General features: G+C 67.7%; 22 protein-coding genes. 8 read left to right on the forward strand and 14 right to left on the reverse strand.

Annotated elements, in window-relative coordinates; translation table 11 throughout:
* Positions 1-3 precede the first annotated feature (3 nt).
* Together aroA and rsgA are read left to right on the forward strand one after the other, a co-directional pair.
* Complete coding sequence (aroA, locus tag LX13_RS16775; protein ID WP_253662425.1) at positions 4-1,278, forward strand: 3-phosphoshikimate 1-carboxyvinyltransferase; 1,275 nt, start codon at positions 4-6, stop codon at positions 1,276-1,278.
* Positions 1,242-2,282 (forward strand): ribosome small subunit-dependent GTPase A, encoded by a 1,041-nt coding sequence (gene rsgA, locus LX13_RS16780; RefSeq protein ID WP_253662426.1) that lies wholly within the window; start codon positions 1,242-1,244, stop codon positions 2,280-2,282. The genes aroA and rsgA overlap by 37 nt, the downstream gene beginning before the upstream one ends.
* A gap of 11 nt (positions 2,283-2,293) precedes the next feature.
* Here the strand turns inward: rsgA and LX13_RS16785 are convergent, their stop codons facing one another.
* The 5 genes from LX13_RS16785 to LX13_RS16805 form a co-directional block, all read right to left on the reverse strand.
* Complete coding sequence (locus LX13_RS16785; RefSeq protein ID WP_253662427.1) at positions 2,294-3,523, reverse strand: polysaccharide pyruvyl transferase family protein; 1,230 nt, start codon at positions 3,521-3,523, stop codon at positions 2,294-2,296.
* A 30-nt stretch (positions 3,524-3,553) separates the two neighbouring features.
* A complete protein-coding gene (locus LX13_RS16790; RefSeq protein ID WP_253662428.1) occupies positions 3,554-4,813 on the reverse strand; it encodes a fatty acid desaturase family protein in 1,260 nt (419 codons plus the stop codon).
* Between the two features lie 165 nt (positions 4,814-4,978).
* A complete protein-coding gene (locus LX13_RS16795) occupies positions 4,979-6,289 on the reverse strand; it encodes a fatty acid desaturase family protein (protein ID WP_253662429.1) in 1,311 nt (436 codons plus the stop codon).
* A gap of 150 nt (positions 6,290-6,439) precedes the next feature.
* On the reverse strand, positions 6,440-6,985 hold the full coding sequence (locus LX13_RS16800; protein ID WP_253662430.1) for a DUF6912 family protein: 546 nt from the start codon (positions 6,983-6,985) through the stop codon (positions 6,440-6,442).
* A 61-nt stretch (positions 6,986-7,046) separates the two neighbouring features.
* Positions 7,047-8,444, reverse strand: a complete 1,398-nt coding sequence (locus tag LX13_RS16805; protein ID WP_253662431.1) for a wax ester/triacylglycerol synthase family O-acyltransferase — start codon at positions 8,442-8,444, stop codon at positions 7,047-7,049.
* A gap of 246 nt (positions 8,445-8,690) precedes the next feature.
* Here LX13_RS16805 and LX13_RS16810 point away from each other — a divergent pair, with 246 nt between their 5' ends.
* Both LX13_RS16810 and LX13_RS16815 read left to right on the forward strand, forming a co-directional pair.
* The gene (locus LX13_RS16810) at positions 8,691-9,698 is read left to right on the forward strand and encodes a Gfo/Idh/MocA family protein (protein WP_253662432.1); all 1,008 of its coding nucleotides are present in this window, start codon (positions 8,691-8,693) and stop codon (positions 9,696-9,698) included.
* Positions 9,695-10,546 (forward strand): sugar phosphate isomerase/epimerase family protein, encoded by an 852-nt coding sequence (locus LX13_RS16815; RefSeq protein ID WP_253662433.1) that lies wholly within the window; start codon positions 9,695-9,697, stop codon positions 10,544-10,546. Before LX13_RS16810 ends, LX13_RS16815 begins: the two co-directional genes overlap by 4 nt.
* Positions 10,547-10,647: 101 nt before the next feature.
* Here LX13_RS16815 and LX13_RS16820 read toward each other — a convergent pair whose 3' ends face one another.
* Positions 10,648-11,820 carry a Gfo/Idh/MocA family protein gene (locus LX13_RS16820; protein ID WP_253662434.1) on the reverse strand — a complete coding sequence of 391 codons (1,173 nt, stop codon included), beginning with the start codon at positions 11,818-11,820 and terminating at the stop codon, positions 10,648-10,650.
* Between the two features lie 156 nt (positions 11,821-11,976).
* On the opposite strand from LX13_RS16820, the gene LX13_RS16825 reads away from it, so the two are divergent.
* Complete coding sequence (locus tag LX13_RS16825; RefSeq protein WP_253662435.1) at positions 11,977-12,990, forward strand: LacI family DNA-binding transcriptional regulator; 1,014 nt, start codon at positions 11,977-11,979, stop codon at positions 12,988-12,990.
* Positions 12,991-12,996: 6 nt separating this feature from the next.
* Here the strand turns inward: LX13_RS16825 and LX13_RS16830 are convergent, their stop codons facing one another.
* Positions 12,997-14,202 (reverse strand): phytanoyl-CoA dioxygenase family protein, encoded by a 1,206-nt coding sequence (locus LX13_RS16830; protein ID WP_253662436.1) that lies wholly within the window; start codon positions 14,200-14,202, stop codon positions 12,997-12,999.
* 105 nt (positions 14,203-14,307) lie between these two features.
* Between LX13_RS16830 and LX13_RS16835 the strand changes: the two genes are divergently transcribed.
* Complete coding sequence (locus LX13_RS16835; RefSeq protein WP_253662437.1) at positions 14,308-15,327, forward strand: LacI family DNA-binding transcriptional regulator; 1,020 nt, start codon at positions 14,308-14,310, stop codon at positions 15,325-15,327.
* Here the strand turns inward: LX13_RS16835 and LX13_RS16840 are convergent.
* The 7 genes from LX13_RS16840 to LX13_RS16870 form a co-directional block, all read right to left on the reverse strand.
* Positions 15,302-16,333, reverse strand: a complete 1,032-nt coding sequence (locus LX13_RS16840; RefSeq protein ID WP_253662438.1) for a LacI family DNA-binding transcriptional regulator — start codon at positions 16,331-16,333, stop codon at positions 15,302-15,304. The genes LX13_RS16835 and LX13_RS16840 overlap by 26 nt on opposite strands.
* 1 nt (position 16,334) lies before the next feature.
* Positions 16,335-17,369: a sugar phosphate isomerase/epimerase family protein gene (locus tag LX13_RS16845; protein ID WP_253662439.1), complete on the reverse strand. Its 1,035-nt coding sequence runs from the start codon at positions 17,367-17,369 to the stop codon at positions 16,335-16,337.
* 142 nt (positions 17,370-17,511) lie between these two features.
* The gene (locus LX13_RS16850; protein WP_253662440.1) at positions 17,512-18,330 is read right to left on the reverse strand and encodes an ATP-binding cassette domain-containing protein; all 819 of its coding nucleotides are present in this window, start codon (positions 18,328-18,330) and stop codon (positions 17,512-17,514) included.
* A gap of 35 nt (positions 18,331-18,365) precedes the next feature.
* Positions 18,366-19,418 (reverse strand): ABC transporter permease, encoded by a 1,053-nt coding sequence (locus LX13_RS16855; protein ID WP_253662441.1) that lies wholly within the window; start codon positions 19,416-19,418, stop codon positions 18,366-18,368.
* Positions 19,419-19,518: 100 nt separating this feature from the next.
* A complete protein-coding gene (locus LX13_RS16860) occupies positions 19,519-20,493 on the reverse strand; it encodes a substrate-binding domain-containing protein (RefSeq protein ID WP_372499952.1) in 975 nt (324 codons plus the stop codon).
* 176 nt (positions 20,494-20,669) lie between these two features.
* Positions 20,670-22,073: an MFS transporter gene (locus LX13_RS16865; protein WP_253662443.1), complete on the reverse strand. Its 1,404-nt coding sequence runs from the start codon at positions 22,071-22,073 to the stop codon at positions 20,670-20,672.
* Positions 22,060-22,797 (reverse strand): GntR family transcriptional regulator, encoded by a 738-nt coding sequence (locus tag LX13_RS16870; protein ID WP_253662444.1) that lies wholly within the window; start codon positions 22,795-22,797, stop codon positions 22,060-22,062. The genes LX13_RS16865 and LX13_RS16870 overlap by 14 nt, the downstream gene beginning before the upstream one ends.
* 147 nt (positions 22,798-22,944) lie before the next feature.
* On the opposite strand from LX13_RS16870, the gene iolC reads away from it, so the two are divergent.
* Together iolC and LX13_RS16880 are read left to right on the forward strand one after the other, a co-directional pair.
* Positions 22,945-23,970 (forward strand): 5-dehydro-2-deoxygluconokinase, encoded by a 1,026-nt coding sequence (gene iolC, locus LX13_RS16875; RefSeq protein ID WP_372499926.1) that lies wholly within the window; start codon positions 22,945-22,947, stop codon positions 23,968-23,970.
* The gene (locus LX13_RS16880) at positions 23,963-24,877 is read left to right on the forward strand and encodes a Cgl0159 family (beta/alpha)8-fold protein (RefSeq protein ID WP_253662445.1); all 915 of its coding nucleotides are present in this window, start codon (positions 23,963-23,965) and stop codon (positions 24,875-24,877) included. Before iolC ends, LX13_RS16880 begins: the two co-directional genes overlap by 8 nt.
* The last annotated feature ends 1 nt before the right edge of the window (position 24,878 follow it).

Below are 24,878 nucleotides of genomic sequence, written 5' to 3' on the forward strand. Positions count from 1 at the left end.
CTCGTGGACTCATGGAACGCACCGGTGGCGACCGCACCGATCTCGGCGACGGTCATCGTGCCGGGATCGAAGTCGATCACCAACCGAGCGTTCGTCCTCGCCGCCCTGGCCGACGGTCCGTCGACCCTGCGCGGGGTCCTGCGCAGCCGCGACACCGACCTGATGGCAGATGCGCTGCGCACGATGGGCGCCGAGGTCACCGCCGACGCGACCGACCCGACCACCGTCTGTGTCGTCCCGCAGCCTCTGACCGGCGGACACGTGGACTGCGGGCTCGCCGGAACGGTCATGCGGTTCATCCCGCCGCTGGCCGCGCTCGCCGACGGGGCGGTGACCGTCGACGGTGACGAGCAGATGCGGACACGGCCGGTCGACGTCATCCTCGCCGCGCTCACCGACCTCGGCGTCGAGATCGACGGCGTTGCACTGCCGTTCACGATCGCCGGACGGGGTTCTGCACGCGGCGGTGCCGTCACCATCGACGCCTCGGCGTCGTCGCAGTTCGTCTCAGGCCTGCTGCTCTCGGCCGCCCGGTACGACGAGGGCGTCACCGTCCACCACGTCGGGAAACCGGTTCCGTCGCAGCCGCACGTCGAGATGACCCTGGACATGCTGCGCACCGCCGGGGTCGTCGTCGACGACTCCGAGCCGAACACCTGGCGGGTCGCGCCGGGACCCATCGGCGCGGTCGACCGGCAGATCGAACCCGACCTGTCCAACGCGGCGGCGTTCCTCGCGGCGGCGGCGGCCACCGGCGGGTCGGTCTCGGTGCCGTCGTGGCCCACCCACACCACCCAGCCCGGGGCGCAGATCGTCGACATCCTCGTCGAGATGGGCGCCACGGTCACCCGCGCCGACTCGGTGCTCACCGTCACCGGCCCGCAGACGCTGCGCGGGCTCACCGCGGATCTGCGCGATGTCGGTGAGCTCACCCCGACGATCGCGGCTCTGTGCGCGCTCGCCGAATCGGAGTCGGTGCTGTCCGGGATCGCACACCTGCGCGGTCACGAGACCGACCGCCTCGCCGCGCTGAGCACCGAGATCAACCGTCTCGGCGGTCGCTGCACCGAGACCCCCGACGGCCTGCACATCGTGCCCGCACCGCTGACGCCCGGGACGTGGCACGCCTACGCCGACCACCGCATGGCGACCGCGGGCGCCATCATCGGCCTGCGGGTCCCCGGTGTCGCGGTCGACGACATCGACTCCACCTCCAAGACCCTGCCCGACTTCCCCGCGATGTGGCGGGCGATCGTGGACCCGGCGGCACTCCCCTGAGCGGGCGTCAGTTCGACGAGAGCGATGTCCGGATACGTCCGGGCAAGGGCACCCGGCCGCGCACCAAGACCCGTCCGTCGCACGACGATGCGCTCGAGGGCATGGTCGTCTCGGTCGACCGGGGACGGTGGGGCTGCGTGCTCGACGGACCCGACGGCACCTCGGCCGGGGGCATCCGGGTGGTGTGCATGCGCGCCCGCGAACTCGGCCGCACCCCCATCGTGGTCGGTGACCGGGTGTCGGTGGTCGGAGACATGACCGGCACCGTCGACACCCTGGCGCGCATCGTCAAGGTCGAGAAGCGCTCGACGGTGTTGCGGCGCACCGCCGATGACACCGATCCCTACGAGCGGGTGGTCGTCGCGAACGCGTCGCAGTTGTTGATCGTGACCGCGCTGGCCGATCCGCCACCACGGACCGGGTTCGTCGAACGAGCGCTCGTCGCCGCGTATGTCGGTGGCCTGCAACCCATCCTGTGCCTGACCAAGTCCGACCTCGCCGACGCCGACGAGTTCCGCGCGGCGTTCGTCGATCTCGAGTTGCCCGTCCTCGTGGCCGGGCGCGACGACCCGCTCCAGCCGGTGCTCGACACGCTCACCGGGCACGTCAGCGCCCTGATCGGCCACTCCGGGGTCGGCAAGTCGACCCTGGTCAACCGCGTCGTACCCGACGCGTACCGGGCCGTCGGCGTCGTGTCGGGGGTCGGCAAGGGACGCCACACCTCGACGCAGTCGGTGGCCCTGGAGTTACCGGGCGGGTCCGGCTGGGTCATCGACACACCCGGCATCCGGTCGTTCGGTCTGGCCAACGTCGCCCCCGACGACCTGGTGAACACCTTCGTCGACCTGCGGGACGCGATCGAGGACTGTCCCCGCGGCTGCACCCATCTCGGTCCGCCGACCGACCCGGAGTGCGCGCTCGACGCGTTGACCGGTCAGGCCGAGCGTCGCGTCGAGGCGGTGCGTGTCCTGCTCCACGCCGTCGTCCACACCGAGAACGGCTGAGCGAACCCGCTTCAGCGTCGCGGGTAGAGAGCCGCGGCGAGGGCCCGCTTGCCCGCGGCGAGCTCGGCGACCACCGGCGCGGGGAATCCCCCGTCCTCCTGTGGGGCGTCGCCCACGGAATCGATGATGCGCCAGCGTGATCCCTGTTCGAGCAGCGACCGGTGCTTGATCGGGTAGTAGTCGGACCGACCGGTGATGATGACCCCCGACGCCCCGCGGGCCGCGGCCAGCAGGTGTGCGTGGAAGCGGGTGGTGATCCACACCTGATCGGCCGTGGCCGGGAAACCGTTGCGCCACACACCGGTGAACGGGATGAGCTCCAGTCCGGGCATCCGGTCGGCGAACCGTCGGAACAGCAGTCCGTCGTCACCGGGCATGGCCTCGACGAAGGCGGTGTTCTCCCCCGTCATGCCCCACCGCTGCACCAGGCCCTCGATCTGGGCCTCGAGATCGTCGATCACCGCGTCGCGGCCCTCGTCGACCACGACGCCGGCATCGGCGCCCATGAGGTGGGTCTGCACGCAGATCATGAACCGTCGTGCCACGACCGAAGATGTGGTGTCGTAGACGCCGTCACCGAGCACGCCCAGCCAGGCGTCGTCCCCGGTGACGTCGAGGCGTGGACGCAGCCGCGACCCGGCGAGCAGATCGGCCGAATCACGGTCGCGCACATCGATGACCGACACCTCGTCGAGCAGCGACCGCAGGAGCGCGAGGTGGTCGGAGTCGCCGGCGGGGAGCAACCCCTGCCCGGTCAGGAAAACCGACGCACCGTTGCGTCGGCGGACCTGAACCGCTGCGGCGATCAACGAGAGATGATGCGGCCACAGGGAATTGACGTATCCCCCGCCGACGAGATGGATCGAATCGGCCCGCGCGAACAGCTCGATGCCGTCGAGCAGCAGCGGCATCCGACCGGGCTCGGCGACCGCCGCCATCACGATGTCGGCGGCATCGGACACGGGCGTCGTCTCGAGCCCGGCGATCATCCGCCAGACGGTGTCCACGTACTGCACGTTCGGGTGCACCTGTCCCAGCAGGATCGAGGCCTGCCCGGGAGTGTGACAGTCGAGGACCACATGCGCGCGTGGGCGGTGGGCGGCGAGGTACCGCAGCCAGGTCCGCGCGATGAACTCGTCGCCCAGATTGGGGTGACCCGCGGGCGCGATCAGGTAGATCAGCTCAGCGGGTGGGGGGTCGCGTCGTGATCTCACCCACGACGGCCTACGCAAATCGGGCATCTGACCACCCTAGCGGCCCCGCCTGTACGTCTACTGTGTGGCCGCGGCCATCCGACGCGGGCGACGGGCCTCGTCGATCGCCGTCTTCAGACCGCGCCGCACCGTGGTGCCCACCTCACCGGAGCCGAGCTCGGCGACACGTCGGGCCACACCCGTCCGAGCCCCGAATCGCCGCTCCGAGGCCGTTTCCGGCGCATCGTCGGAGGTGGCGGAGAGGAATCGGTCCGGAACCGACAACTTCCAGATCGTCCGCAGCGACTGCCAGTACTGACGCGCCAACGACCCCGTCGTGTACGGCAGGTCGTAGGTGTCGCACAGTTCACGGATCTCGACGCCCATCTCCGCGTAGCGGTTGCTGGGCAGGTCCGGGAACAGGTGATGCTCGATCTGGTAGCAGAGGTTGCCGCTCATGAACGCCATCACCCGGCCGGCGCGGAAGTTGGCCGTTCCCAACATCTGTCGCAGGTACCACTGCCCCTGCGTCTCGTTCTCGAGGGACTCGACGGTGAACTTCTCTGCGCCGTCGGGGAAATGACCGCAGAAGATGACCACGTAGGCCCACAGGTTGCGCACCAGGTTGGCGGTGAGATTCGCCGATGCGGTGCGGCGCGCACGGCGACCCGACAGGGCCGGGAACAGCACGTAGTCCTTGGCGAGTTGACGGCCCACCTTGGCCGCGAACTGCGTCAACTGCGGCTTGGCCTCGACCCACGGACGCTTGCCCGACACGACGTCGGACAGGTGCAGGTCGTGCAGTGCGATGCCCCACTCGAAGGTCGCCGCGAGGAAGATGTTGATGAACGGACCGCCGAGGTGTTTGGGCTCCCAGGGCTCGTCGCGGGTGACCCGCATGACCTCGTATCCGAGGTCCTCGTCCATCCCGTAGACGTTCGTGTACTTGTGATGGATGTAGTTGTGCGAGTGCTTCCAGTGCGGGGAGGCGCAGACCATGTCCCACTCCCACGACGTCGAGTGGACCTCCGGATCGTTCATCCAGTCCCACTGGCCGTGCATCACGTTGTGGCCGAGTTCCATGTTCTCGATGATCTTCGCGGCGGACAGCAGGGCCGTGCCGACGAGCCATTCGGTGCGGGACTTGTTGTTCCACAACACCAGACGGCCGGCGGCTTCGACGATCCGCTGACCGGCGATGGTGCGGCGCAGGTAGCGCGCGTCACGCTCACCGCGGTCGGATTCGACGCGTCGGCGCATGTCGTCGAGCTTCGCGCCGAGTTCGGCGACGTCGGCGTCGCTCAGGTGCGCGTAGGCATTGATGTCTGTGATGGCCATGGGCCGTCGGCTCCTCTGCGCACACCCGCACGCGGCGGGTGGCAGTCAGGCGGTTGCGGCGTCCGAGCTGTTCGCAGACGCCGTCGTCGTGGTGTTCTCACCCATTGTCCACGCTGCCGCCGGGCGCCGCCACGTGCCCGGGGCGGCGCCGACAGTGTGGCCCGATCAGGCCGCGCGACCGGCGCGCACGGGACGTCGCAGCAGCGTCGGCGCCACGCCGGCACCGGCGGAGCGACGGCGTGAGCGGGCCTCGGCGATCGCGGTGCGCAGACCCCGCCGCTTGCCGGTGTCCGGATCGATGGTCGCGACCAGACGGACGGCCGAATCATCGCGGAACCGATCCTCCGACGCCGTCTCCGGCGCGTCGTCGCGGGTGTCGCGCAGGTACTTGTTCGGCAACGACAGCTTCGCGATGGTGCGCCACGACTTGGCGTACTGCGCCGGGAACGGCCCGGTCGTGTACGGCAGGTCGTACTCGTCGCACAGCGCCTTGACCCGCACCGAGATCTCGCGGAGTCGGTTGCTGGGCAGGTCCGGGAACAGGTGGTGCTCGATCTGGTACGACAGATTGCCGCTCATGAACTCCATCACCGGGCCGGAGTGGAAGTTCGCGCTGCCGAGCATCTGTCGCAGGTACCACTCACCCTGGGTCTCGTTGTCGACGTCCTGACGGACGAACTTCTCGGCGCCGTCGGGGAAATGTCCGCAGAAGATGATCGCGTTCGACCACACGTTGCGGATCGCGTTGCCCATCAGGTTTGCGGTCAGCGCGGCGCGCCAACCCTGCCGTGACCGGGTGACGGCACCGACCAGTGCCGGGTAGAGGATGTAGTCCTTGGCGATCTGCCGCCCGACCTTGTCGCCGACCTCGGCGAGCTTGCGGTTGAAGTCGGCACGGTCGAAGTCCTTCCGGCCCATCTTGCCGAGCTCGAGGTGCTGGACCGCGACGCCGTACTCGAAGCCCAACGCGAGCAGCGTGTTGAAGGCGATGTTGCCGAGGTAGATCGGGTGCCACCGCTGATCGCGAGTGACCCGGATGACCCCGTAGCCCACGTCGTCGTCCATGCCCAGGACGTTCGTGTACTTGTGATGGATGTAGTTGTGGGTCTGCTTCCAGTGCGCGGACGCGCCCGCGTTGTCCCACTCCCAGCCGGTCGAGTGGATCTCGGGGTCGTTCATCCAGTCCCACTGGCCGTGCATGACGTTGTGGCCGAGTTCCATGTTCTCGACGATCTTCGCGACCCCGAGCGCCGAGGCGCCGAGCCACCACATCGAGCGCTTGCGGGCGCCGACCGTGAGGGCACGGCCGGTCAGCTCCAGGCCGCGCTGGAAGCGGATCGTGTTGCGGATGTAGCGGGCGTCCCGCTCGCCACGCGAGGATTCGATGTCGGTGCGGATCGCGTCGAGCTTCTCACCCAGTTCGACCACGTCGGTCTCGGTGAGGTGCGCGTACTCGGGGATGTTCTTGATGGCCACAGCCGTCGACTCCAATCTGTCCAGACATTCGATCGCGGACCTACGCAAGCGTAGGTTACGCAACCGTAGGCGTCTAGGCCATCAGAGCTCTTTGGGCTGTGTCACACCCGTTCAGGGAGGCGTCACAAGCCTCTCACCAGCATCGTCGGGTCAGAGGAGTTCGAGCAGGAAAGGCAGTTCCTGGGTGGCGTACCAGGCGAGATCGAAGTCGTCGACGTCGCCGACGGCCAGTTCCGCGTCCTCGTCACCGAGGTCTGCCTCGTCGATGACGTCGACCGCGGCGGTCACCGCGGACTCGGCGTCGGCCACGTCGACGTGCACCGAGGCAATCGACTCGAGCGCTACCGCGCCGGTGATCCGGACCACCGCGACGTCGAGGTCCGGGCGTAGCGCCACCTCGTCGATGTCGGCGGCGACGACCACGCGTCGCGGGGGCAACGGGGCCGCGACCGGGTCGCCCTCGACGGGATCGGACGTGCCGACCGGGACGCCGTCGGCCTCGGCCGCGATCAGCCGCAGCGAGGCACGTGCGGCCTCGCGGAGTGCGACCTCGCCGAGTTCCTCGTCGTCACCGGAGCTGTAGGACTCCCGCAGCGCGGGTGTCAGCGCGAACGCGGTGCCCCCGACCGAGTCGAACCGACCCGTCTCGTTGAGCCGCATCAGCATCGCCAGCGTCGCCGGCAGGTACACCCTCACTCGTTCTCCTCGCACTCGTCCGATCGGTCGTCACCCGCCGACCCGGTCGCCGACCGACTTCTCACCGGGACCGGGTGAGCAGTTCCTCGAAGGACTCGGCGAGAAACTCCGTCATCGCACCGAGGTCCCACATGATGTCGCGGTCGGCATTGAAGGCGAAGAAGACCTCGCCGTTGTAGGAATTCAACCCGATCGCCAGTGCGCGCTGGGGCACGAGGGCCGGAACGGGGTAGATCGCGGTGATCTTGTTGCCCGCCAGGTACTGCGCCGAGCCGGGTCCGCGGGCGATGCTCACCGGGACGTTGAACGACCGTCCCGACATGGTCGCCGCGGCCCGCGAGCTCATCGCGTGGAACGTCGCGGGACCCACCTCCGGCAGCCACGAGCGCGTCCCCATCGACACGCGTCGGGTCGAGTGCGAGTGGCGTCCGGTCAGGTGGCTGATCTGCGACAGCCGCACCGTGGGGTTCGGTTCGCCGACGGGCAGGTCGGTGACGAAACCGCGCAGGCCCTCGGCCATCCACTCCGCGTCGCTGGTGAGCTTCTCGTTGCCGCCGTCGGTCTGATACGCGCTGAGCGGGACCATCGCCCGCACGGTGGTGTGCTGGTCGACGGCGATGTCGCGGGAGAGCAACCACCGCCGCAGGGCCCCGGCGATCGCCGCGAGGACCACGTCGTTGACGGCACAGCCGTGTCGTTGCGCAATCTCCAGACACCGCTGGGCGGGAACGGCGGCGACGGTGAAACGTCGTGTGCCGGTTGTGGTCCCGTTGAGGGGACTGTCGGGTGCGGCGTCGGTCGCCATCTGCATCACCGACCCGATCCGACGCACCGATCCGGCGAGAAGCGAGCCGACGGTAGCCACCGGGGCCGACGCGGCGCGCACGGTCTCGACGAGTTCCCACGGCCGGGTGACGACGTCGGCGATCGCGCCGACGACGAGTTGGCCGCCGCTGGGCTCCGGGTCGGGCAGCCAGATGTCCTCGCCCAGGTCGGGCGCGCTCGGCTGGTCGTCGACGATCACCTGGTTGATCTCGAGCGCTTCCCGGCCGTCGACCAGGGCGCGGTGGGTCTTGGTCAGCACCGCCATCCGGTTGTCGGTCAGCCCCTCGACGAGGTACATCTCCCACAGCGGCCGGTGCCGGTCGAGCGGGCGTGACATCAGACGGGCGACGAGATCGAACAGTTGGTCGTCGGCGCCCGGACTCGGCAGCGCGGACCGTCGCACGTGGTAGGTGATGTCGAAATCGTGGTCGTCGACCCAGACCGGTCGGGCCAGTCCGAGGGTGACCTCGCGGATCCGCCGTCGGTACCGCGGGACGAGCGACAACCGCTTCTCCACGGTGGCCAGCAGGTGTTCGTATTCCAGCCGCTGAGCTCCGCGTTCGAGGATCAACAGCGAACCGAGATGGGTGGTCGCGCCCTGCTCGTCGCGGTAGTAGAAGGTGGCGTCTTGCATGGACAGTCGGTTCACCATGTGAACCCCGAGATCCCGATCTGCCCAGCTGACACGCCTGCGATCCTAGCCGCCCCGCGTGACCGTGCGATATGGACCGATGCCGACGACATCGTCGTCGGACCCAACCGCGACCGGTGGCGTCGTGAGGGATTTTTGATGGGTTTACCACGTTGTCCGATGCCTCGGATCCATCAAGACTGGTGCGATCGCAGCACGTGCGATCGCACAGTCAGATGGGAACAACACATGGGTACCTCGCTCGGCCTGATCGGCCTCGGTCGGATCGGCGCCTTCCACGCCGACACGCTCGCCGCACTCGACTCCGTCGACCGGCTCGTCGTCACCGACGAACGCACCGAACTGACGACCACCGTCGCCGCGAAGTACGGCGCGCAGACCGCCGCATCGATCACCGAGTTGCTCGACAGCGACATCGACGGCGTCGTGATCGCCGCAGCGACGCCTGCGCACGCCGAGCTGACGCTCGCAGCCGCGCGTCGGGGCATCCCGGTGTTCTGCGAGAAGCCGATTGCGTCGAGTGCCACCGAGAGCGCCGAGGTCGCCCGCGCGATCGAGGCGACCGGCACCGCGGTCCAGGTGGGCTACCAGCGACGATTCGACCTCGCGTTCCAGGGCGCGAAGGCCGCCGTCGACAACGGCGATCTCGGTTGGCTGCACACCGTGCGATCGACCACGATGGACCCCGCTCCCCCACCGATGGACTACATCGCCGGCTCGGGAGGACTGTTCCGCGACTGCGCGGTCCATGATTTCGACATCGTCCGCTGGATCACCGGCCAGGAGGCGGTCTCGGTCTTCGCCACCGGCTCCAACCAGGGCGACCCGGGTTTCGCGGCGGTCGGCGACGTCGACACCGCCGCCGTCGTGGTGACCATGTCGGGCGGAACACTCGCCGTGATCTCCAACGCCCGCTACAACGGCCGGGGGTACGACTGCCGCCTCGAGGTCCACGGCAGCGAGGACACCGTGGCGGCCGGATGGGATTCCGGGGCGCCGTTGCGCAACGTCGACCCGAACACCACCTTCCCGGAGGGCCCCGCCCACAACTTCTTCATGGACCGGTTCATCGACGCCTACCGCGCCGAGCTGTCCGCGTTCGTCGACGTCGTCCACGGTGACATCGAGTCGCCGTGCACGGTCGCCGACGCGGTCGAGGTCGCCTGGATCGCGGAGGCGGCGACGATGTCGCTCCGCACCGGCGGACCCGTGACGATCGCCGAGGTCAGGTCGTGACGGCGTTGCGACTCGCGGGCGCCCCCATCTCATGGGGCGTGTGCGAGGTGCCCGGCTGGGGACATCAGCTCGACGCCGATCGCGTCCTCGACGAGATGGTCGCGGTCGGGATCACCGCCGCGGAGTTCGGCCCGGACGGCTTTCTCGCGCCGGGCGCGCTGGCCCGGCACGGCCTCGCCGCCGTGGGCGGATTCGTCCCGGTCGTGTTGCACGACCCGTCAGCCGACGCCGAGGCGCAGGTCGCCCGACAGATCTCGTCGTTCGCCGCCGCCGGAGCCGAGATGTTGGTTCTCGCCGCGGCCACCGGTGCCGACGGCTATGACTCCCGACCCGACCTGGACGACGTGGCGTGGAAGACCCTGCTGTCCAACCTCGATCGGCTGGCCGAGGTCGCGGCGGCGGGTGGATTGCGTGCGGTGTTGCATCCGCACGTCGGAACCATGATCGAGAACCGGGACGACGTGTGGCGGGTGCTCGACGGTTCGTCGATCCCACTGTGCCTCGACACCGGACATCTGCTCATCGGCGGCTCCGATCCCGTGGAGTTGGCGACCCAGGCGGCCGACCGCATCGCGCACGCGCACCTCAAGGACGTCGATCTCGCTCAGTTGGGCCGCGTCACGGCCGGTGAACTGTCCTACAGCGCAGCGGTTGCCGAGGGTCTGTACCGTCCGCTCGGCGCAGGCGATGTCGACATCGCGGCCGTCGTCTCGCATCTGCGTGGAGCGGGCTACGACGGGTGGTGGGTACTCGAGCAGGACACGGTTCTCGATGGTGAGCCCGCCGGCGACGGCCCGGTCGCCGACGTCCGCGCGAGCATCGAGTACCTGCACACACTCGTCTCCTGACCCCAGCGGTCCCATTCTCGTGCCCGTGCGTCGGGGCACCACACGAACAACGCGGCCGCGTCCCTCCCGGGGACGCGGCCGCGTTGCTCTGCAGCGAGGGGTCAGACGACCTTGGTCGCCGCCCCGCCGTTACGTGCCGACTCGGAGACCGCCTCGACGATCTGGAGGCCACGCAGTCCATCGGCGAACGGCGGCAGGGGATCTCCGGTGCCCGCGATCTGGTCGATGAATGCGCGTGCCTGGTAGGCGAAGAGATCGGCAACGCCGAGTCCCACGCCGCCTGCGTCCATCGGGAGGCCGCCCGCGATGTACGGGTGCTCGGGTCCGATGGTCACGCGACGCGGTCCGTTGACCGGTGAGGCGAGATCGTCGGTGGAGATGTGGAATTCGCCCAGCCGGTGCAGATCGAACGCGGCCGAGCCCGCACTGGCGAACAGCTCGAAGCCCAGACCGTCGGGGAGACGATGTGCGACGCGCGACGCGGAGAACGTGCCGGCCGCGCCGTTGGCGAACGTGCCGGTGAACGTGGCGATGTCCTCGTTCTCCACCGGCGCCATCTCACCCGTCGTGGCCGACTTGGTGTGGCCGTAGGTGACACCCGCGGGCACGGGACGTTCGGTGACGACGGTCGCGAAGGTGGCGCCACTGACCTCGACCAGCGGACCACAGACGAACTCGGCGAGATCGAGCAGGTGGCTGCCGACGTCGGCGAGCGCCCCCGTGCCCTGTCCGCCCCGGTACCGCCAGGTGATGGGTCCGGTCGGGTCGAGTGCGTAGTCGCACCAGTAGTGCCCGTTGAAGTGGATCAGGTCGCCGAGGGAGCCGGCGTCGAGCTGCGCCTTGATCGCCGCCACCGCGGGGGTTCGCCGGTAGGTGTATCCCACCGCGGTCTGGGTCGACGCTGCCTCGGCGGCGGCCACCATCGCCTCGCCGTCGGCGAGAGATCCGGCCAGCGGCTTCTCGCACAGCACATGCTTGCCGGCCGCGAGGAGGCCCTCGACGATCTCGCGGTGCAGGTGGTTGGCCACCACGACGCTGACCACGTGGATGTCGTCGGCTTCGGCGATCGCCTGCCAACTGAACTCGGCTCGGCGGTAGCCGTACCGGGTGGCGGTGTCACGCGCCACGGCCTCGTTCATGTCGGCGATCGCGACCAGGTCGATGTTCGGTCGGTCGAGACCGAAGAGAGTTGTGGCGGTGCGGTATCCGGCTGCGTGCGCGCGTCCCGCCATGCCGCCGCCGATGACGGCGACGCCAAGTGTCTTGTCGGTCACGATGTGAGTCCTCAGGGTGTCTGTTCGGTACAGAGACGGTCGGTCGGCCAATCCCTTGGACCGGTCAATTAAACCGGTTCAACAAACTATGCGGCAGATCACACTTCCCTGTCAACAGCCAACCGGTCGCCGGCCGAGGTCTGTCATGATGAGCGGATGTCGAGTGGAAGCGCGTCCGGCCGAAAAGCGGTCACGATGCAGGACATCGCCGATCGGGTCGGCGTCTCCAAGGCGCTGGTGTCGCTGGTGCTGCGGCATGCGCCCGGCCCGTCTGATCAGACTCGTACCAAGGTGCTCGCCGCCGCCGCCGAGCTCAAGTACCGGCCCGACCGCGCCGCTGCGCTGCTGTCGGCTCGACGATCGCACATGATCGGCGTGGTGGCGGACGTCCGCAACGCATTCCACGCCGAGATGGTCGAACATCTCATCGCCCGCGCCGACGCGGTCGGATACGAGGTCGTACTGGGGCCCGTCACCCCGACCCATCCCGAGGATCGAGTCGTCGACACACTGATCGACTTTCGTTGCGAAGCAATGGTTTTGTTGGGCTCCGAACTACCGGCCGAACGACTTGCCGACCTCGCGGCCGACGTGCCGACCGTGGTCGTCGGCCGGCGGGTGACGGTACCGGGCGTCGACGTCGTCCGTGTCGACGACAACCGCGGCGTCCGGGTGGCGATCGACCATCTCGTCGACCTCGGCCACCGCCACATCGCCCACCTGAGCGGCGGCGGCCAGATCGCCGCCGACCGCAGACGCGGTTACGAGCGCGCGATGCGTCGCCACGGGCTGGGCGAGAAGATGGTGGTGTACGACGGCGATTTCACCGAGGTCAGCGGCGCCCACATCGGCGAGACCCTGCTCGCGAGGACGCCGGAGATCACCGCCGTCCTCGCAGGCAACGACCGCATCGCCATCGGATTCCTCGAGACGCTCTGGCGCGCGGGCGTGCCGGTGCCCGAACGCGTCTCGGTCGTCGGATACGACGACTCGACGATCGCCCGCTGGGCGCACATCGATCTGACCTCGGTGGGCCAGGCGGCGTCCGACCAGGCCCACTCCGCCATCGACGCCGTGGTCGCCCGACTCGACGACGGACCGGCGCGGCCCGCGGTCACGGTGTTCGCGCCACGGCTCGTCGTCCGCGGCACCACGGCCGCGCCGAGCTGACCTCCGCTACGGGAGGTGGCGGCGTCCGAGCGCACTCAACTCGTCGACGAACCAGGCGTCGTCCATACCGGTGTCGAGGGCTCGGGTCATGAGTTCGGCGGGCGTCTCCCCGGCCAGACCCGCGGTCGGGATGTCGAGATCGAGATTGCTGGGGAAGGCGTATCCCTCGGCGGCCGCGGCGATCACGTTGCGCACGGACTGGCGCGATCCGGTCCCGGCGAAGCGTTGCAGAGCCGGATAGATGTCGCCGCACAACCTCTCCCGGTCGATCGACTCCATGGCACGCCCGAACGCCGAGGACACCTGGAGCAGGTTCGCCATCCGGTGGATGCCGACCGAGGCGTCGCCCCCGGTCGTGTTGTGGCCCGCGGCGTGGTGCAGCGCAGGGTTGAAGAAAACGGCGTCACCGGCCGCGAGGGCCAGTTGCACGCGGTTCTCCGCGAAGAACTCCCGGAACTCCGGACGCTCGACCGCGAGATAGCCCGCCTCGAACTGGTGCGAGTACGGGAGATACATGGTCGGCCCCGATTCCACCGGCATGTCCACGTGCGCCACAGCGCCCTGCAGGGTGAGCGCAGCCGTCAGTCGGTGGATGTGGGCGCGAAAGCGCACGGCGGTCTCGGTGGCCATGAAGCCCAGGTGGTAGTCGCGGTGCGAACTCTGGGCTGCGCCGCCCGGGTTGACGACATTGATCGCCGACGTCACCTGGTACATCGGTCCGAGCCAGGCCTCGGAGACCAGAGCGAGCATGTCGTTGGAGTAATAGCGGACGAACAATTCCGGATCGACTCCCGCCAATCGTCCGAGCGCGTTCCAGATCCTGTCGTTGGCGCCGGGTCGTGCGAAGTGATCACCATGCGCGGTTCCCGAATTCCGCTGCAGATCGATCACCTCGCGGTACACCCGCGAGGTCTCGTCGAGCGCGTGTCGGTCGTCGAACGCACCGGCTATGACGACGATGCCCGGCCCCGTCAGGAGAGCTCGAGCGAGTTCGTCCTGGACCGCAGCGCGCTCACGTGGGTCGACGACGATCCCCTCGAGGCGCGCCGCGTCGTAGAACAGCACCTGACTGCGGACCTCCGCCGCATACGGATAGTCGTCGAGCTCCGTTGTCCGACCGACCAGGTGAGCGAATCGCGAAAGATCGCAATCGTTCTCACCGAATCGATCGGCGCGGGCGGGGCTGTGGCCGGCATGGGCAGTGGTGGTCATCGGGGCTCCTGGATCTGCGTGAGCGGTTGTCCTTGTGATCAGCATGGCGTTGTGCTTGAGTGCCAGCAACCCCGAAAAACCATCAAGAAACCATCAGGAGCACGCATGCCGCACCCGTATCCGATCCGTGAGATCGCGCGGCAGGCCGGTGTCAGCGAGGCGACGGTCGACCGCGTCCTCCACAAACGCCCCGGGGTCCGCGCAGGCACCGTGCACCAGGTGGAACAGGCCGTCACAGACCTCGACCGGCAGAGGTCGCAACTTCGTCTGTCCGGGCGAAACTTCATGGTCGATGTCGTCATGGACACACCGCGACGCTTCTCGACCATGGTGCGACGTGCCCTCGAACGCGAGCTGCCCGATCTCCGACCGGCCGCGGTCCGCGCACGGTTCCACCTACACGACCGCTGGACAATCGACGAGATGGTCGCCCAACTCGACTCGATATCGCGAAAGGGCAGCAGCGGTGTACTGCTGAAGGCACCTGATGTCCCCGAGGTCGCCGAGGCGATCGACCGACTCTCCGCAGCTCGCATCCCGGTCATCACGATCGTCACCGACGTACCCGTCAGCACACGAATCGCCTACGTGGGTATGGACGATCGGTCGGCGGGCGCGACCGCGGCGTACCTGATGCACCGCCTGCTCCGCGGCAGCTCGGCGCAGATCCTCGTACTCACCAGCCGCGACTTCTTCCGCAACGAGGAGGAGCGGGAGATGGGTTTCCGGGCCACGACTCGTCAGTGCGACATCGACCGACGGATCGTCGAACTCTCCAACACCGGCGGGTTCGACGAGGCCAGCCACCACATCGTGCATCGCGCTCTGCGCGCCAATCCGGAACTGCGCGCTGCCTATTCGATCGGCGGCGGCAACGCAGGCATCGTCCGGGCATTCGCCGAGGCGCGTCGCGAGTGCGAGGTCTTCATCGGTCACGACCTCGGCGAGGAGAATCTGGCACTGCTGCGCTCCGGCGACCTCACCGCGGTGCTACATCACGATCTGCGCACCGACATGCGCAACTCGGTGCGGGCGATCATGGCATTCCACGGGGCGCTGCCGGGGCCTGTGCGAGTGGAGCGGTCCACGATCGACATCATCACCCCCTACAACGTTCCCGGCTGACCACCGCGGTGGTCCCGCGCACCACGAGCTCCGGTTCGAGCACCCGTGCGCCGAAGAAGCCGAATTCCGTCGACTGCACGGGGTGCGGGTCTGCGGTCTCCAGATGGTCGGCCACACACTCGAACGCCGCACCCGCCAACCCGGCGATGTCCTGCCGAACGGTACTGAGGTCGACGTGCGCCAACGACGAGAAGCGGCTGTCGTCGTACCCGATCACCGACATCGTCTCCGGCACCCGAACTCCGCTGCGTCGCATGACATCGAGGAAACCGATCGCCATCTGATCGTTCGCGAGGAAGACCGCCGTCGGCAGGGTTTCCGAATCGAGCAGTGCCCGAGCTGCTTCCGCGCCACCGGTCTCGGTGTAGTCACCGGGGATCCGGCGGGAGATGTCGCGAAGTCCTGCGGCCGCCATCGTGTCTGCGTATCCCCGTGCGCGCTCGGCCGCACCGGGATGCGTACCGCCATCGACATGGATGATCGCGCGGTGACCGAGGGTGATGAGATGTTGCACCGCGACATGGGCGCCGTGCCACTCGTCGGTACCGACGGTCGTCGCGGTGCCGGAGGGAAAGCGCTCCCCGATGACGACGACAGGCACACCGAGACCATCGAGACGGTCGTCCATCTCGGCGCCCACGACGACGACGGCCTCACAGCGCAGTGCGATGAGCTCCTCGGCGACGATCTGCCGACTCCTGCCTGCGGTGATCGCACCGAGCGCGATCCGGTAATCCGCCCCCGCGGCCGCGGTGTACAACTCCTCGATGAGATCTGCCTCGAAGGAACTGCGCGGGTTGAACACGACCCCGACCTGGCGGGACCGCCTGCTGCGCAACATACTCGCGGCCGCGTCGGGGCGATATCCGAGGGCTTTCGCGGTCGCGAGGATCCGATCCCGCGTATCCGCGCCGGCGCCCGCTCCGCCGGAGAGGACCACCGACACGAGCGGCCGGGACACCCCGGCCGCTCGCGCGACGTCGGCCATCGTCACCCGTGAGGACATGTCAGCCCGCGTTGGCCGCGCCGACGGTCGCGGTGTCCCCGGTCGCGATCTTCTCGGCCGACAGCATGGTCTCGGCCCCCATCTGCAACCCCTCGAACTGCCCCATCTCCACATCCTCGTGTTCCAGGTTGATGGCGATGTCCGGATCCACCTTCTGCAATGCGGCGAGGAAGTCCGCCCAGTAGGTGGTGTCGTGCCCACGGCCCACGGTCACGAAGTTCCACGGCGCCTCCGCCGGGAAGTTGTTGGCCACGAATCGGCCACCGATGTTGAGGGCGAACTCACCGGGGCCGGGTGTGACGAACCGGTCGTCGAGCATGCCGTTGAGGCGGCAGTTCTCCTCGTTGATGCGAACGTCTTTCGCAGCAGCGACGAAAACGCGGTCACCCAGGTACTCGATACCGGCGATGGGCTCCATGCCCTGCCAGAACAGATGACTGGGGTCCATCTCCGCGCCGATGTGTGTGCCGCCGGTGCGCTCGATGAGGCGGACCAGAGTCGCCGGGTTGAACACGACGTTGTGGGGGTGCAGCTCGAGGGCAACGCGGACGCCCGCGTTGGCGGCGCGCTGCTCGATGTCGGTCCAGTACGGGACCGTCACCTCATCCCATTGGTAGGCGAGCATCTCGGTGGACGCGGAATTCCACGGCTCCACCACCCATGCCGGCAGCGCAGACCCGCGATCGGCGCCCGGCTGCCCGGACATCGTGATGACGTCTCGGACGCCGAGCAGTCCTGCGAGCTCGATCGTGCGGTGCAGGTCGCGCGAGTGCTTGCTGCTGACCGCCACATCGGGGTGCAGCGGGTTGCCGTTGACGTTCAGCGCCGTCAACTCGAGGCCGGCGTCGGCGATTCGAGCGAGGTACTCGCGGCGTGCTGTCGCGTTCTGCAGCAGCGAGTCGACGTGAATGTGCGGGGCGTCGATGAAGCCGCCGGAGTTGACCTCGATGCTGGTCAGTCCCAGCTCCGCGATGGTCGCGAGCGCCTCGTCGAGGGTCTTGTCGTGCAGGCATGCCGTGTAGACGCCGAGTTTCATTGTGCTGGTTTCCTTCCGGGGATGTTGTGATGTCGGACTTCGGGTGTGGGTGCCGGGATCGAGAACTACTTACACGTGTCAATTCCCGAGCCGAGAACGGGTGGGGCCACGCGGACCCCACCCGTTCCGGCGAAGAGCAGGACTATTTGCCGCGACGGAGCTCGTGGTTCAGGGTCTCGAGCTCGTCACCGCCTGCCATCTGCTGCGTCAGCTCGTCGAGACTGATCTCGTCGTAGGTGCAGTCGAGCTTCTGGCGTCCGCGATTGAGCAGTACGAAGTGATCTCCCACGAGGTGCGCGTGATGCGGGTTGTGTGTGATGAACACGACGCCGAAACCCTGCGCCTTGGCCGCGGAGATGTAGCGCAGCACCATGCCGGACTGCTTCACACCCAGTGCGGCCGTGGGCTCGTCGAGGATGAGCACGCGGGCACCGAAGAAGATCGCCCGCGCGATCGCGACACACTGCCGCTGACCGCCCGACAGCGAGCTGATCGGCGCATCCACGTCGGGCAGGTCGATGCCCATCTTGAACAGTTCCTCTTTGGTGGTGGCGCGCATCGACTTGGTGTCCAGGGCACGCAACGGTCCCTTGCGCAGCTCCTGGCCGAGGAAGAAGTTGCGCCACACCGGCATCAGACCGACGACGGCCAGATCCTGGTAGACGGTCGCGATGCCCTTGGCGAGCGCGTCCTTCGGCGATCCGAAGGTGCATTCCTCGCCGTCGACGAGCAACTGGCCCTCCGACTGCTGGTGCAGGCCGGCCATGATCTTGATCAACGTGGACTTGCCCGCGCCGTTGTCGCCGAGCACGCCGCAGACCTCGCCCGCACCCACGCGGAGGTTGATGTCCTTGAGCGCGATGATGTTTCCATAGCTCTTGCCGACGCCCTTGAGCTCGATGAGCGGTACGTTGCCGCCCGGCTTGGGGCTCTCCACCGGAGCTTCGATAGCTGTACTCATGTCGTGTGACCTGTCTGTAGAAATCGGTTCGGCGCTCATCGCTTGGCGGCGAAGCTGCGGAAGCTGTTGTTGGCGACCACCGCGAACAGGAGCATGGCGCCGAGGAAGAACTTGAACCAGTCGGGGTTCCAGCCGGCGTAGACGATGCCCTGGTTGGTCATGCCGAAGATGAACGCACCGACGGCCGCGCCGATCGCGGTGCCGTAACCACCGGTGAGCAGGGTGCCACCGATGACCGCGGCGATGATGTAGAGGAACTCGTTGCCGACGCCCTGTCCGGACTGCACCGTGTTGAACGCGAAGAGCAGGTGCATGCCGAGGAACCACGCCGAGAAGCCGACGTACATGAACAGCCCGATCTTGACCTTGGTGACCGGGACACCGACCGCGCGAGCCGAGTCCTGGTTGCCACCGACGGCGAAGATCCAGTTACCGATGCGGGTCTTCATCAACACGAAGCTGGCGATCGCGGTGAACAGCAGCCACCAGAAGATGGTGATGCGGACCGATACGCCGCCGATCTCGTACGTCGACGCGAAGACCTTCTGGGCGGAGGTGAATCCCTGGATGTCGGAGATGTCCGGGGTGGCGACCTGACCGGTGATCAACTTGGTCACCGCGAGGTTGATGCCGGTGATCATCAAGAACGTCGACAACGTGATGAGGAACGACGGGATCTTGGTCTTCATGACGAGGTAGCCGTTGAGGAATCCGACGGCCAGCGCGAGAGCCAGCGACAGCACGCATGCGACCCACACGTTCAGGTTCAGTTGGAACGCGAGCAGGGACGCGGCGATCGAACTGAACGTCACCGCGACGCCGGTCGAGAGATCGAACTCGCCGCCGATCATCAGCAGCGAGACCGCGCACGCCATGATCCCGATGGTCGAGGAGGCGTAGAGGGTGGTGGCGAACGCCTCCGGGGTCCGGAACGGCGGCGCGACAATGCAGAAGAAGACGAAGATGACGACGGCGCCGATCAGCGCACCCACCTCCGGTCGTACCAGGGTTCGCTGCCAGACCTTCTGCTTGCGCACCCGTTCGTCGGTCACGATCGGACCGGTTCCCTTGGTGATCGATGTACTCATGACTGTTCTCTCTTTGTTCTTCGGGCCAGCGTGTGCGTCGGTGTTCGACGACTGGAATCCGATGCCCGGGAGGAAAAGCCGCTCCCGGGCATCGGATGTATCAGCGTGTGCCGCGCTTTGCGTACTCGGCGACGGCGGCGATGTTGGACTTGTCGATGAAGGACGGACCGGTGAGCGTCGACTGCCCACCACCGATCACGTTCTTGTTGGACAGATCGAGCCACAGCGCATCCACCGCGAGGTAGCCCTGCAGATACGGCTGCTGATCGACGGCCCACTCGACCGACCCGTTCTGGATCGCTCCGACCAACTCGGAGTTGGTGTCGAACGTGGCGACCTTCGCCTTCGAGTTGGCCGCAGACAGCGACTTCACCGCGGTGAGCGCGATGGGCGCACCGAGGGTGATGATCGCGTCGACCGAGGGATCCTGCTGCAGCTTGGCCGTGATCGACGACTCCACCGACGGCAGATCGGTGCCGGTGACGTTCAGGTTCTCGACCGAACCTGTGGTCAGCCCCTCCTTGACGCCTGCACAGCGATCCTCCAGGGCGACCGAACCCTGCTCCTGGACAACGCAGATGACATTCTTCGCGCCCTCGGAGGCGAGTCGCTTGCCGGCCGCGACGCCCGACACCTTCTCGTCCTGGCCGAAGTAGCTCAACGCACCCGTGGCCTTCCAGTTGTTGATTCCCGCGTTGAACACGGTGGTCGGGATGCCGGCCTTGACGGCCTGCGTGATGGCCGGGGTCATCGCGTCGGCAAAGGACATCGTGACCGCGAGTCCGTCGACCTTCGAGTCGATGGCGGACTGCACGAGCGTCGCCTGGGCCGGACCGGAGTTCTGCGACGAGTACTGCAGCTTGACGTTGTCCTTGTCGGCAGCAGCCTGCGCACCCTTCCGGATGAGATCCCAGAAGGTGTCTCCGGGCGGACCGTGGGTGACCATCGCGATGGTGTAGCTCTTGGCGGTGGCGTCGGTCTGCGTGGCCTTCTTGCCGCCGGTGCTCGAGCACCCTGCCAGCGTCAGAACGACGGCCGCCACTGCAGCTGTCCCCACGACCGTTCTCTTCCACATCACGGGCGTCGTCGCCCGGTGAGCTGTGGTTTTCATACGTGTGTCCTTCCGGATCCCCTGATTGAGAGCTAGATCACTCTCGTGGAGATGATGTAATACCCAACACAGCATTGTTGTCAATACTTTGTCATGACATACGCACAAATTAGGGATTCGATGCAAGGGTTTGTCCGACGTCAACACCGGGCAGTGACATGCGCGGCCGCCGCCTGCGGTAGCCGCGCGGCTCCGACGCCGCACACGGCCAGCAGCGCCGCGAGCAGGACATAGGCCGCGCCGAATTCGCCGGCTGGGAACGGCAGCAGGTGCTCGATGCCCGAGCCGACCGACAGCGCGACCACCGCGATCCCGACACCGACGCCCGCGAACAACTCCTGCGCGGAGGCGTGCAGGGTGTTGGCGTCGACCAGATCCGAGTCGTTCACATCGGCGAACGCCAAGGTGTTGTAGGCGGTGAAACCGATCGATCGCAGTGCACCGCTCACGACGAGCACCGCGGCGGTCATCCACCAGGGCGTGTCAGGGCCGACCGCCGCGACCACGCCGAGCACCGCGACCGATGCGCCGATGGTGCACAGCAGCAGTCGTCGGATACCCATCACCCGCATCAGCGGAGTGGTCACCGGCTTGACCAGCACATTGCCGGCGAACAGCGCCGTCACGGCGGCGCCGGCCTCGGTGGGGGACCACCCGAATCGCAACTGGAACATCAGCGGCAGCAGGAACGGCACGGCGGAGATCACCGCTCGATAGCAGGACCCGAACGTCAGGACGGAGGTGAACGTCGGGACACGCAGGACCCCGAGACCGAGGAGCGGGGCCGACGAGGCGCTCAGGTGCCGCCATGCGGCCACCACGCCCACCGCACAGGTCAGCGCCGACGGGGCCAGGACAGTCCAGGAGACGCTGCCGACCCGTACCGCGTCCAGCGCGACCATCCCGGCCGTCACGGACACCACCACCAGCGCGGCACCGACCACATCGAGCGGGCGCGGGGTGGTCGGCCGAACGGAGCGGGGCATGAGCCGGATGCCGACCAGCAGACCGATCACGCCGATCGGGACGTTGATCGCGAAGATCCATCGCCAGCCCGCCTGCGACGTGATGAGACCACCGAGCAGCGGCGCCACCACCGGCGCGACGAGCGCGGGCCAGGTGAGCCACGCGATGGCGCGTACCAGCCCCGGCTTGCCGACCGCACGCAACACCACCAGCCGGCCGACCGGGACCATCAGGGCTCCACCGACGCCCTGCAGGACACGCATGCCCACCAACATCGGCAGCGACACACTCAGCGCGCAGCCGATCGAGGACGCAGCGAAAAGTGCTATCGCGCAGAGATACACCGGTCTCGCCGTGAACCGGTCCACCACCCAGCCGCTGACCGGGATCACCACCGCGACGGTGATCAGATAGGCGGAGATCGCGATTCCCACGTCGAACGTGGACACCGCGAGATCGCGGGCGATCGCGGGGAGTGCGGTGACGAGGACGGTGCCGTCGAGGATCTCCATGAACAGCGTCGCGGCGACGAGGAGCGCGACACCGCGGGGGAACTCCGGCCGATCAGCGGCTGACAACAGTCGTTTCGAAGAAGTAGTGATCGGCGAGATAGACGTGCCTGCCGATCTCGACGACCTTGCCCGAGTCGTCGAATGCGGTGCGCTGCATGGTCAGCAGCGCAGCTCCGGTGTCGACACCGAGGATCTCGGCCTCGCCGGGGTCGGCACCCTTCGCACCGATCCGCTGACGCGCGAGCCGGATGTGCACTCCCCTGCTGCGCAGACCCCGATAGAGGCCGTCGGCCTCGAGTTCTCCAGGAGGCGGGGATATCTCGGCGGGAAGATGATTGATCATCACCGCGAGGGGTTCACCGTTCGAGCGCCGTAACCGCTTGATGGAGACGGCCTCGACCCCGACCTCGAGCTGCAGCTCGTCGCGTAGATCGTGATCAGGGATGTGCACGCGGTATTCGAGCAGTTGGGTGGTGGGGTGCAGACCGGCACCGGTGAGGTCGTCGAACAGACTGGTCAGCTCCACCGATCGATGTACCGGGTTCTGGACGACCTGCGTGCCGACACCGCGTTTGCGGACCAGGACGCCCTTGTCCACGAGTTCCTGGATGGCCTGCCGGATGGTCGGACGTGACAAACCGAGCCGCTTGGCGAGGTCGAGCTCGTTCTCGAGCCGATCGCCCGGCGTCAACTCACCGCCGACGATCGCACTCTCGATTGCCTGCGCGAGCTGGTGATACAGCGGAATCGGAGTCGATCTGTCGAGCTGGATCGCCAGCTGGGTTATCACAACGTGAACTGTATCACTCGTCGCGTTTCAAGTCGTAATGTCCTGACAAATGCTTGACAACCCTGTGTGAACTACCGCACAGTGACTCCACGACAGTCACCTGACGGTCTCGTCCTGTTTCGCGTAACCGATGTTCGGAGTATCCCCGTGACCCACAGCTCGACCGCTCCCGGAGACCAGGTGGCCGCCGACGCTCCATTCGACGTCCTGGCCATCGGACGGTGTGGCGTCGACGTGTACCCGCACCAGATCGGTGTCGGACTGGCCGAGGTCTCGACATTCGGCAAGTTCCTGGGCGGGAGCGCCGCCAACGTCACGGTGGCCGCCGCCCGGCTGGGAAGGCGCAGCGCCCTGATCTCCGGGGTCGGCGACGATCCGTTCGGCGGTTTCGTCCGAGCAGAGCTGGCCCGTCTCGGGGTGGACAACCGCTACATCGGCACCGACCAGCAATTTCCCACCCCGGTGACGTTCTGTGAGATCTTCCCGCCCGATGACTTCCCGCTCTACTTCTATCGCCGTCCCAGCGCGCCGGACATGCAGGTGCGCGCGGAGCAGATCGACACCGCCGCCGTCGCCGCCGCGCACCTCTACTGGTCCACCGTCACCGGCTTGTCCGAGGAGCCCTCGCGCGCGGCACATTTCGCGGCGTGGGAAGCACGCGGACGCACTCGGTTGACCGTTCTCGACCTCGACTACCGACCGATGTTCTGGGAGTCCGGCTCGGCTGCCACCGCACAGGTGCAGCGAGCGTTGTCGCAGGTGACCGTTGCCGTGGGCAACCGGGAGGAGTGCGAGATCGCCGTCGGCGAGACCGATCCCCACCGGGCGGCCGACGCGCTGCTCGACATGGGGCTCGACCTCGCCGTCGTCAAACAGGGCCCCCGCGGAGTGCTCGGGAAGACCCGTCACGAATCGGTGGAGGTCGCCCCCAACCGCATCGACGTCATCAACGGACTCGGCGCCGGCGACAGCTTCGGCGGCAGCCTGTGTCACGGACTGCTCGCCGGGTGGCCGTTGGAGAAGATCCTGCGCCACGCCAACGCCGCGGGTGCGATCGTCGCCGGCCGACTCGAATGTTCCACCGCCATGCCCACCGCGGACGAGGTCGCAGCCCTGGCCGATGCGGCGCGCACGCCGTCGTCTGCCGACACCGAGGAGAAGATCAATGTCTGAGACCGTCGTCGCGACACCCGTGACCACCACCGCGCTGTGCTCCACCTACGCCGACGTCACCCGACTGCGTGCCGAGAACCCCGCCGCGATCGCGACCGCCTGGGCCACCCGGGCACCGCGCCCGACCATCCGTGGCAACGGTCGCCTCATGATCGTCGCAGCCGATCACCCGGCCCGTGGCGCGCTGTCGGTGGGCGATCGTCCCACCGCGATGAACAGCCGTTCGGACCTTCTCGACCGGTTGCGGACCGCGCTGGCCAACCCGGGTGTCGACGGTGTCCTGGCCACCTCCGACATCCTCGAGGACCTGCTGCTGCTGGGTGCTCTGGAGGACAAGGTGGTGTTCTCCTCGATGAATCGTGGCGGGCTGGCGGGCGCCTCGTTCGAGCTCGACGACCGGATGACCGCGGCCACCGCGAAATGGACGAACGAGGCCGGCCTGAACGGCGCGAAGATGCTGTGCCGCGTCGATGTCGCCGATGCGGGGACCCTGAACATGATGACCGCGTGTGCCGCTGCCGTCGACGAACTCGCGGCCGGCGGCTCGATCGCCATGCTGGAGCCGTTCCTGTCGAGTCGAGTGGACGGCAAGGTGCGCAACGACCTGTCCGCCGACGCGGTGATCAAGTCGATGCACATCATCCAGGGACTGGGATCCACGTCGGCCTACACCTGGCTGAAGCTGCCCGTCGTCGACGAGATGGAGCGCGTGATGGACGCGACCACGCTGCCGACACTGCTGCTCGGCGGCGACCCGCAGACCGCGCCCGCCGAGACCTTCGCCAGTTGGGAACGCGCCCTGGCCATCCCGGCCGTCCGTGGACTGATCGTCGGGCGGACGCTTCTCTACCCGACCGACGACGACGTGACGACCGCGGTGGACACCGCGGTGTCCCTGGTTCGGTGAT

Source organism: Williamsia maris (genome assembly GCF_024171815.1).
GTDB classification, from domain to species: Bacteria; Actinomycetota; Actinomycetes; order Mycobacteriales; family Mycobacteriaceae; genus Williamsia_A; species Williamsia_A maris.

Bases quoted from the DNA above. Each gene is read 5' to 3' on its own strand.
- LX13_RS16830 (WP_253662436.1), bottom strand. From the start codon at position 14,202: ATGACCACCACTGCCCATGCCGGCCACAGCCCCGCCCGCGCCGATCGA.
- LX13_RS16790 (WP_253662428.1), bottom strand. From the start codon at position 4,813: ATGGCCATCACAGACATCAATGCCTACGCGCACCTGAGCGACGCCGAC.
- LX13_RS16835 (WP_253662437.1), top strand. From the start codon at position 14,308: ATGCCGCACCCGTATCCGATCCGTGAGATCGCGCGGCAGGCCGGTGTC.
- LX13_RS16855 (WP_253662441.1), bottom strand. From the start codon at position 19,418: ATGAGTACATCGATCACCAAGGGAACCGGTCCGATCGTGACCGACGAA.
- LX13_RS16825 (WP_253662435.1), top strand. From the start codon at position 11,977: ATGTCGAGTGGAAGCGCGTCCGGCCGAAAAGCGGTCACGATGCAGGAC.
- LX13_RS16850 (WP_253662440.1), bottom strand. From the start codon at position 18,330: ATGAGTACAGCTATCGAAGCTCCGGTGGAGAGCCCCAAGCCGGGCGGC.
- LX13_RS16805 (WP_253662431.1), bottom strand. From the start codon at position 8,444: ATGCAAGACGCCACCTTCTACTACCGCGACGAGCAGGGCGCGACCACC.
- LX13_RS16880 (WP_253662445.1), top strand. From the start codon at position 23,963: ATGTCTGAGACCGTCGTCGCGACACCCGTGACCACCACCGCGCTGTGC.
- LX13_RS16840 (WP_253662438.1), bottom strand. From the start codon at position 16,333: ATGTCCTCACGGGTGACGATGGCCGACGTCGCGCGAGCGGCCGGGGTG.
- LX13_RS16810 (WP_253662432.1), top strand. From the start codon at position 8,691: ATGGGTACCTCGCTCGGCCTGATCGGCCTCGGTCGGATCGGCGCCTTC.
- LX13_RS16860 (WP_372499952.1), bottom strand. From the start codon at position 20,493: ATGTGGAAGAGAACGGTCGTGGGGACAGCTGCAGTGGCGGCCGTCGTT.
- LX13_RS16785 (WP_253662427.1), bottom strand. From the start codon at position 3,523: ATGCCCGATTTGCGTAGGCCGTCGTGGGTGAGATCACGACGCGACCCC.
- LX13_RS16845 (WP_253662439.1), bottom strand. From the start codon at position 17,369: ATGAAACTCGGCGTCTACACGGCATGCCTGCACGACAAGACCCTCGAC.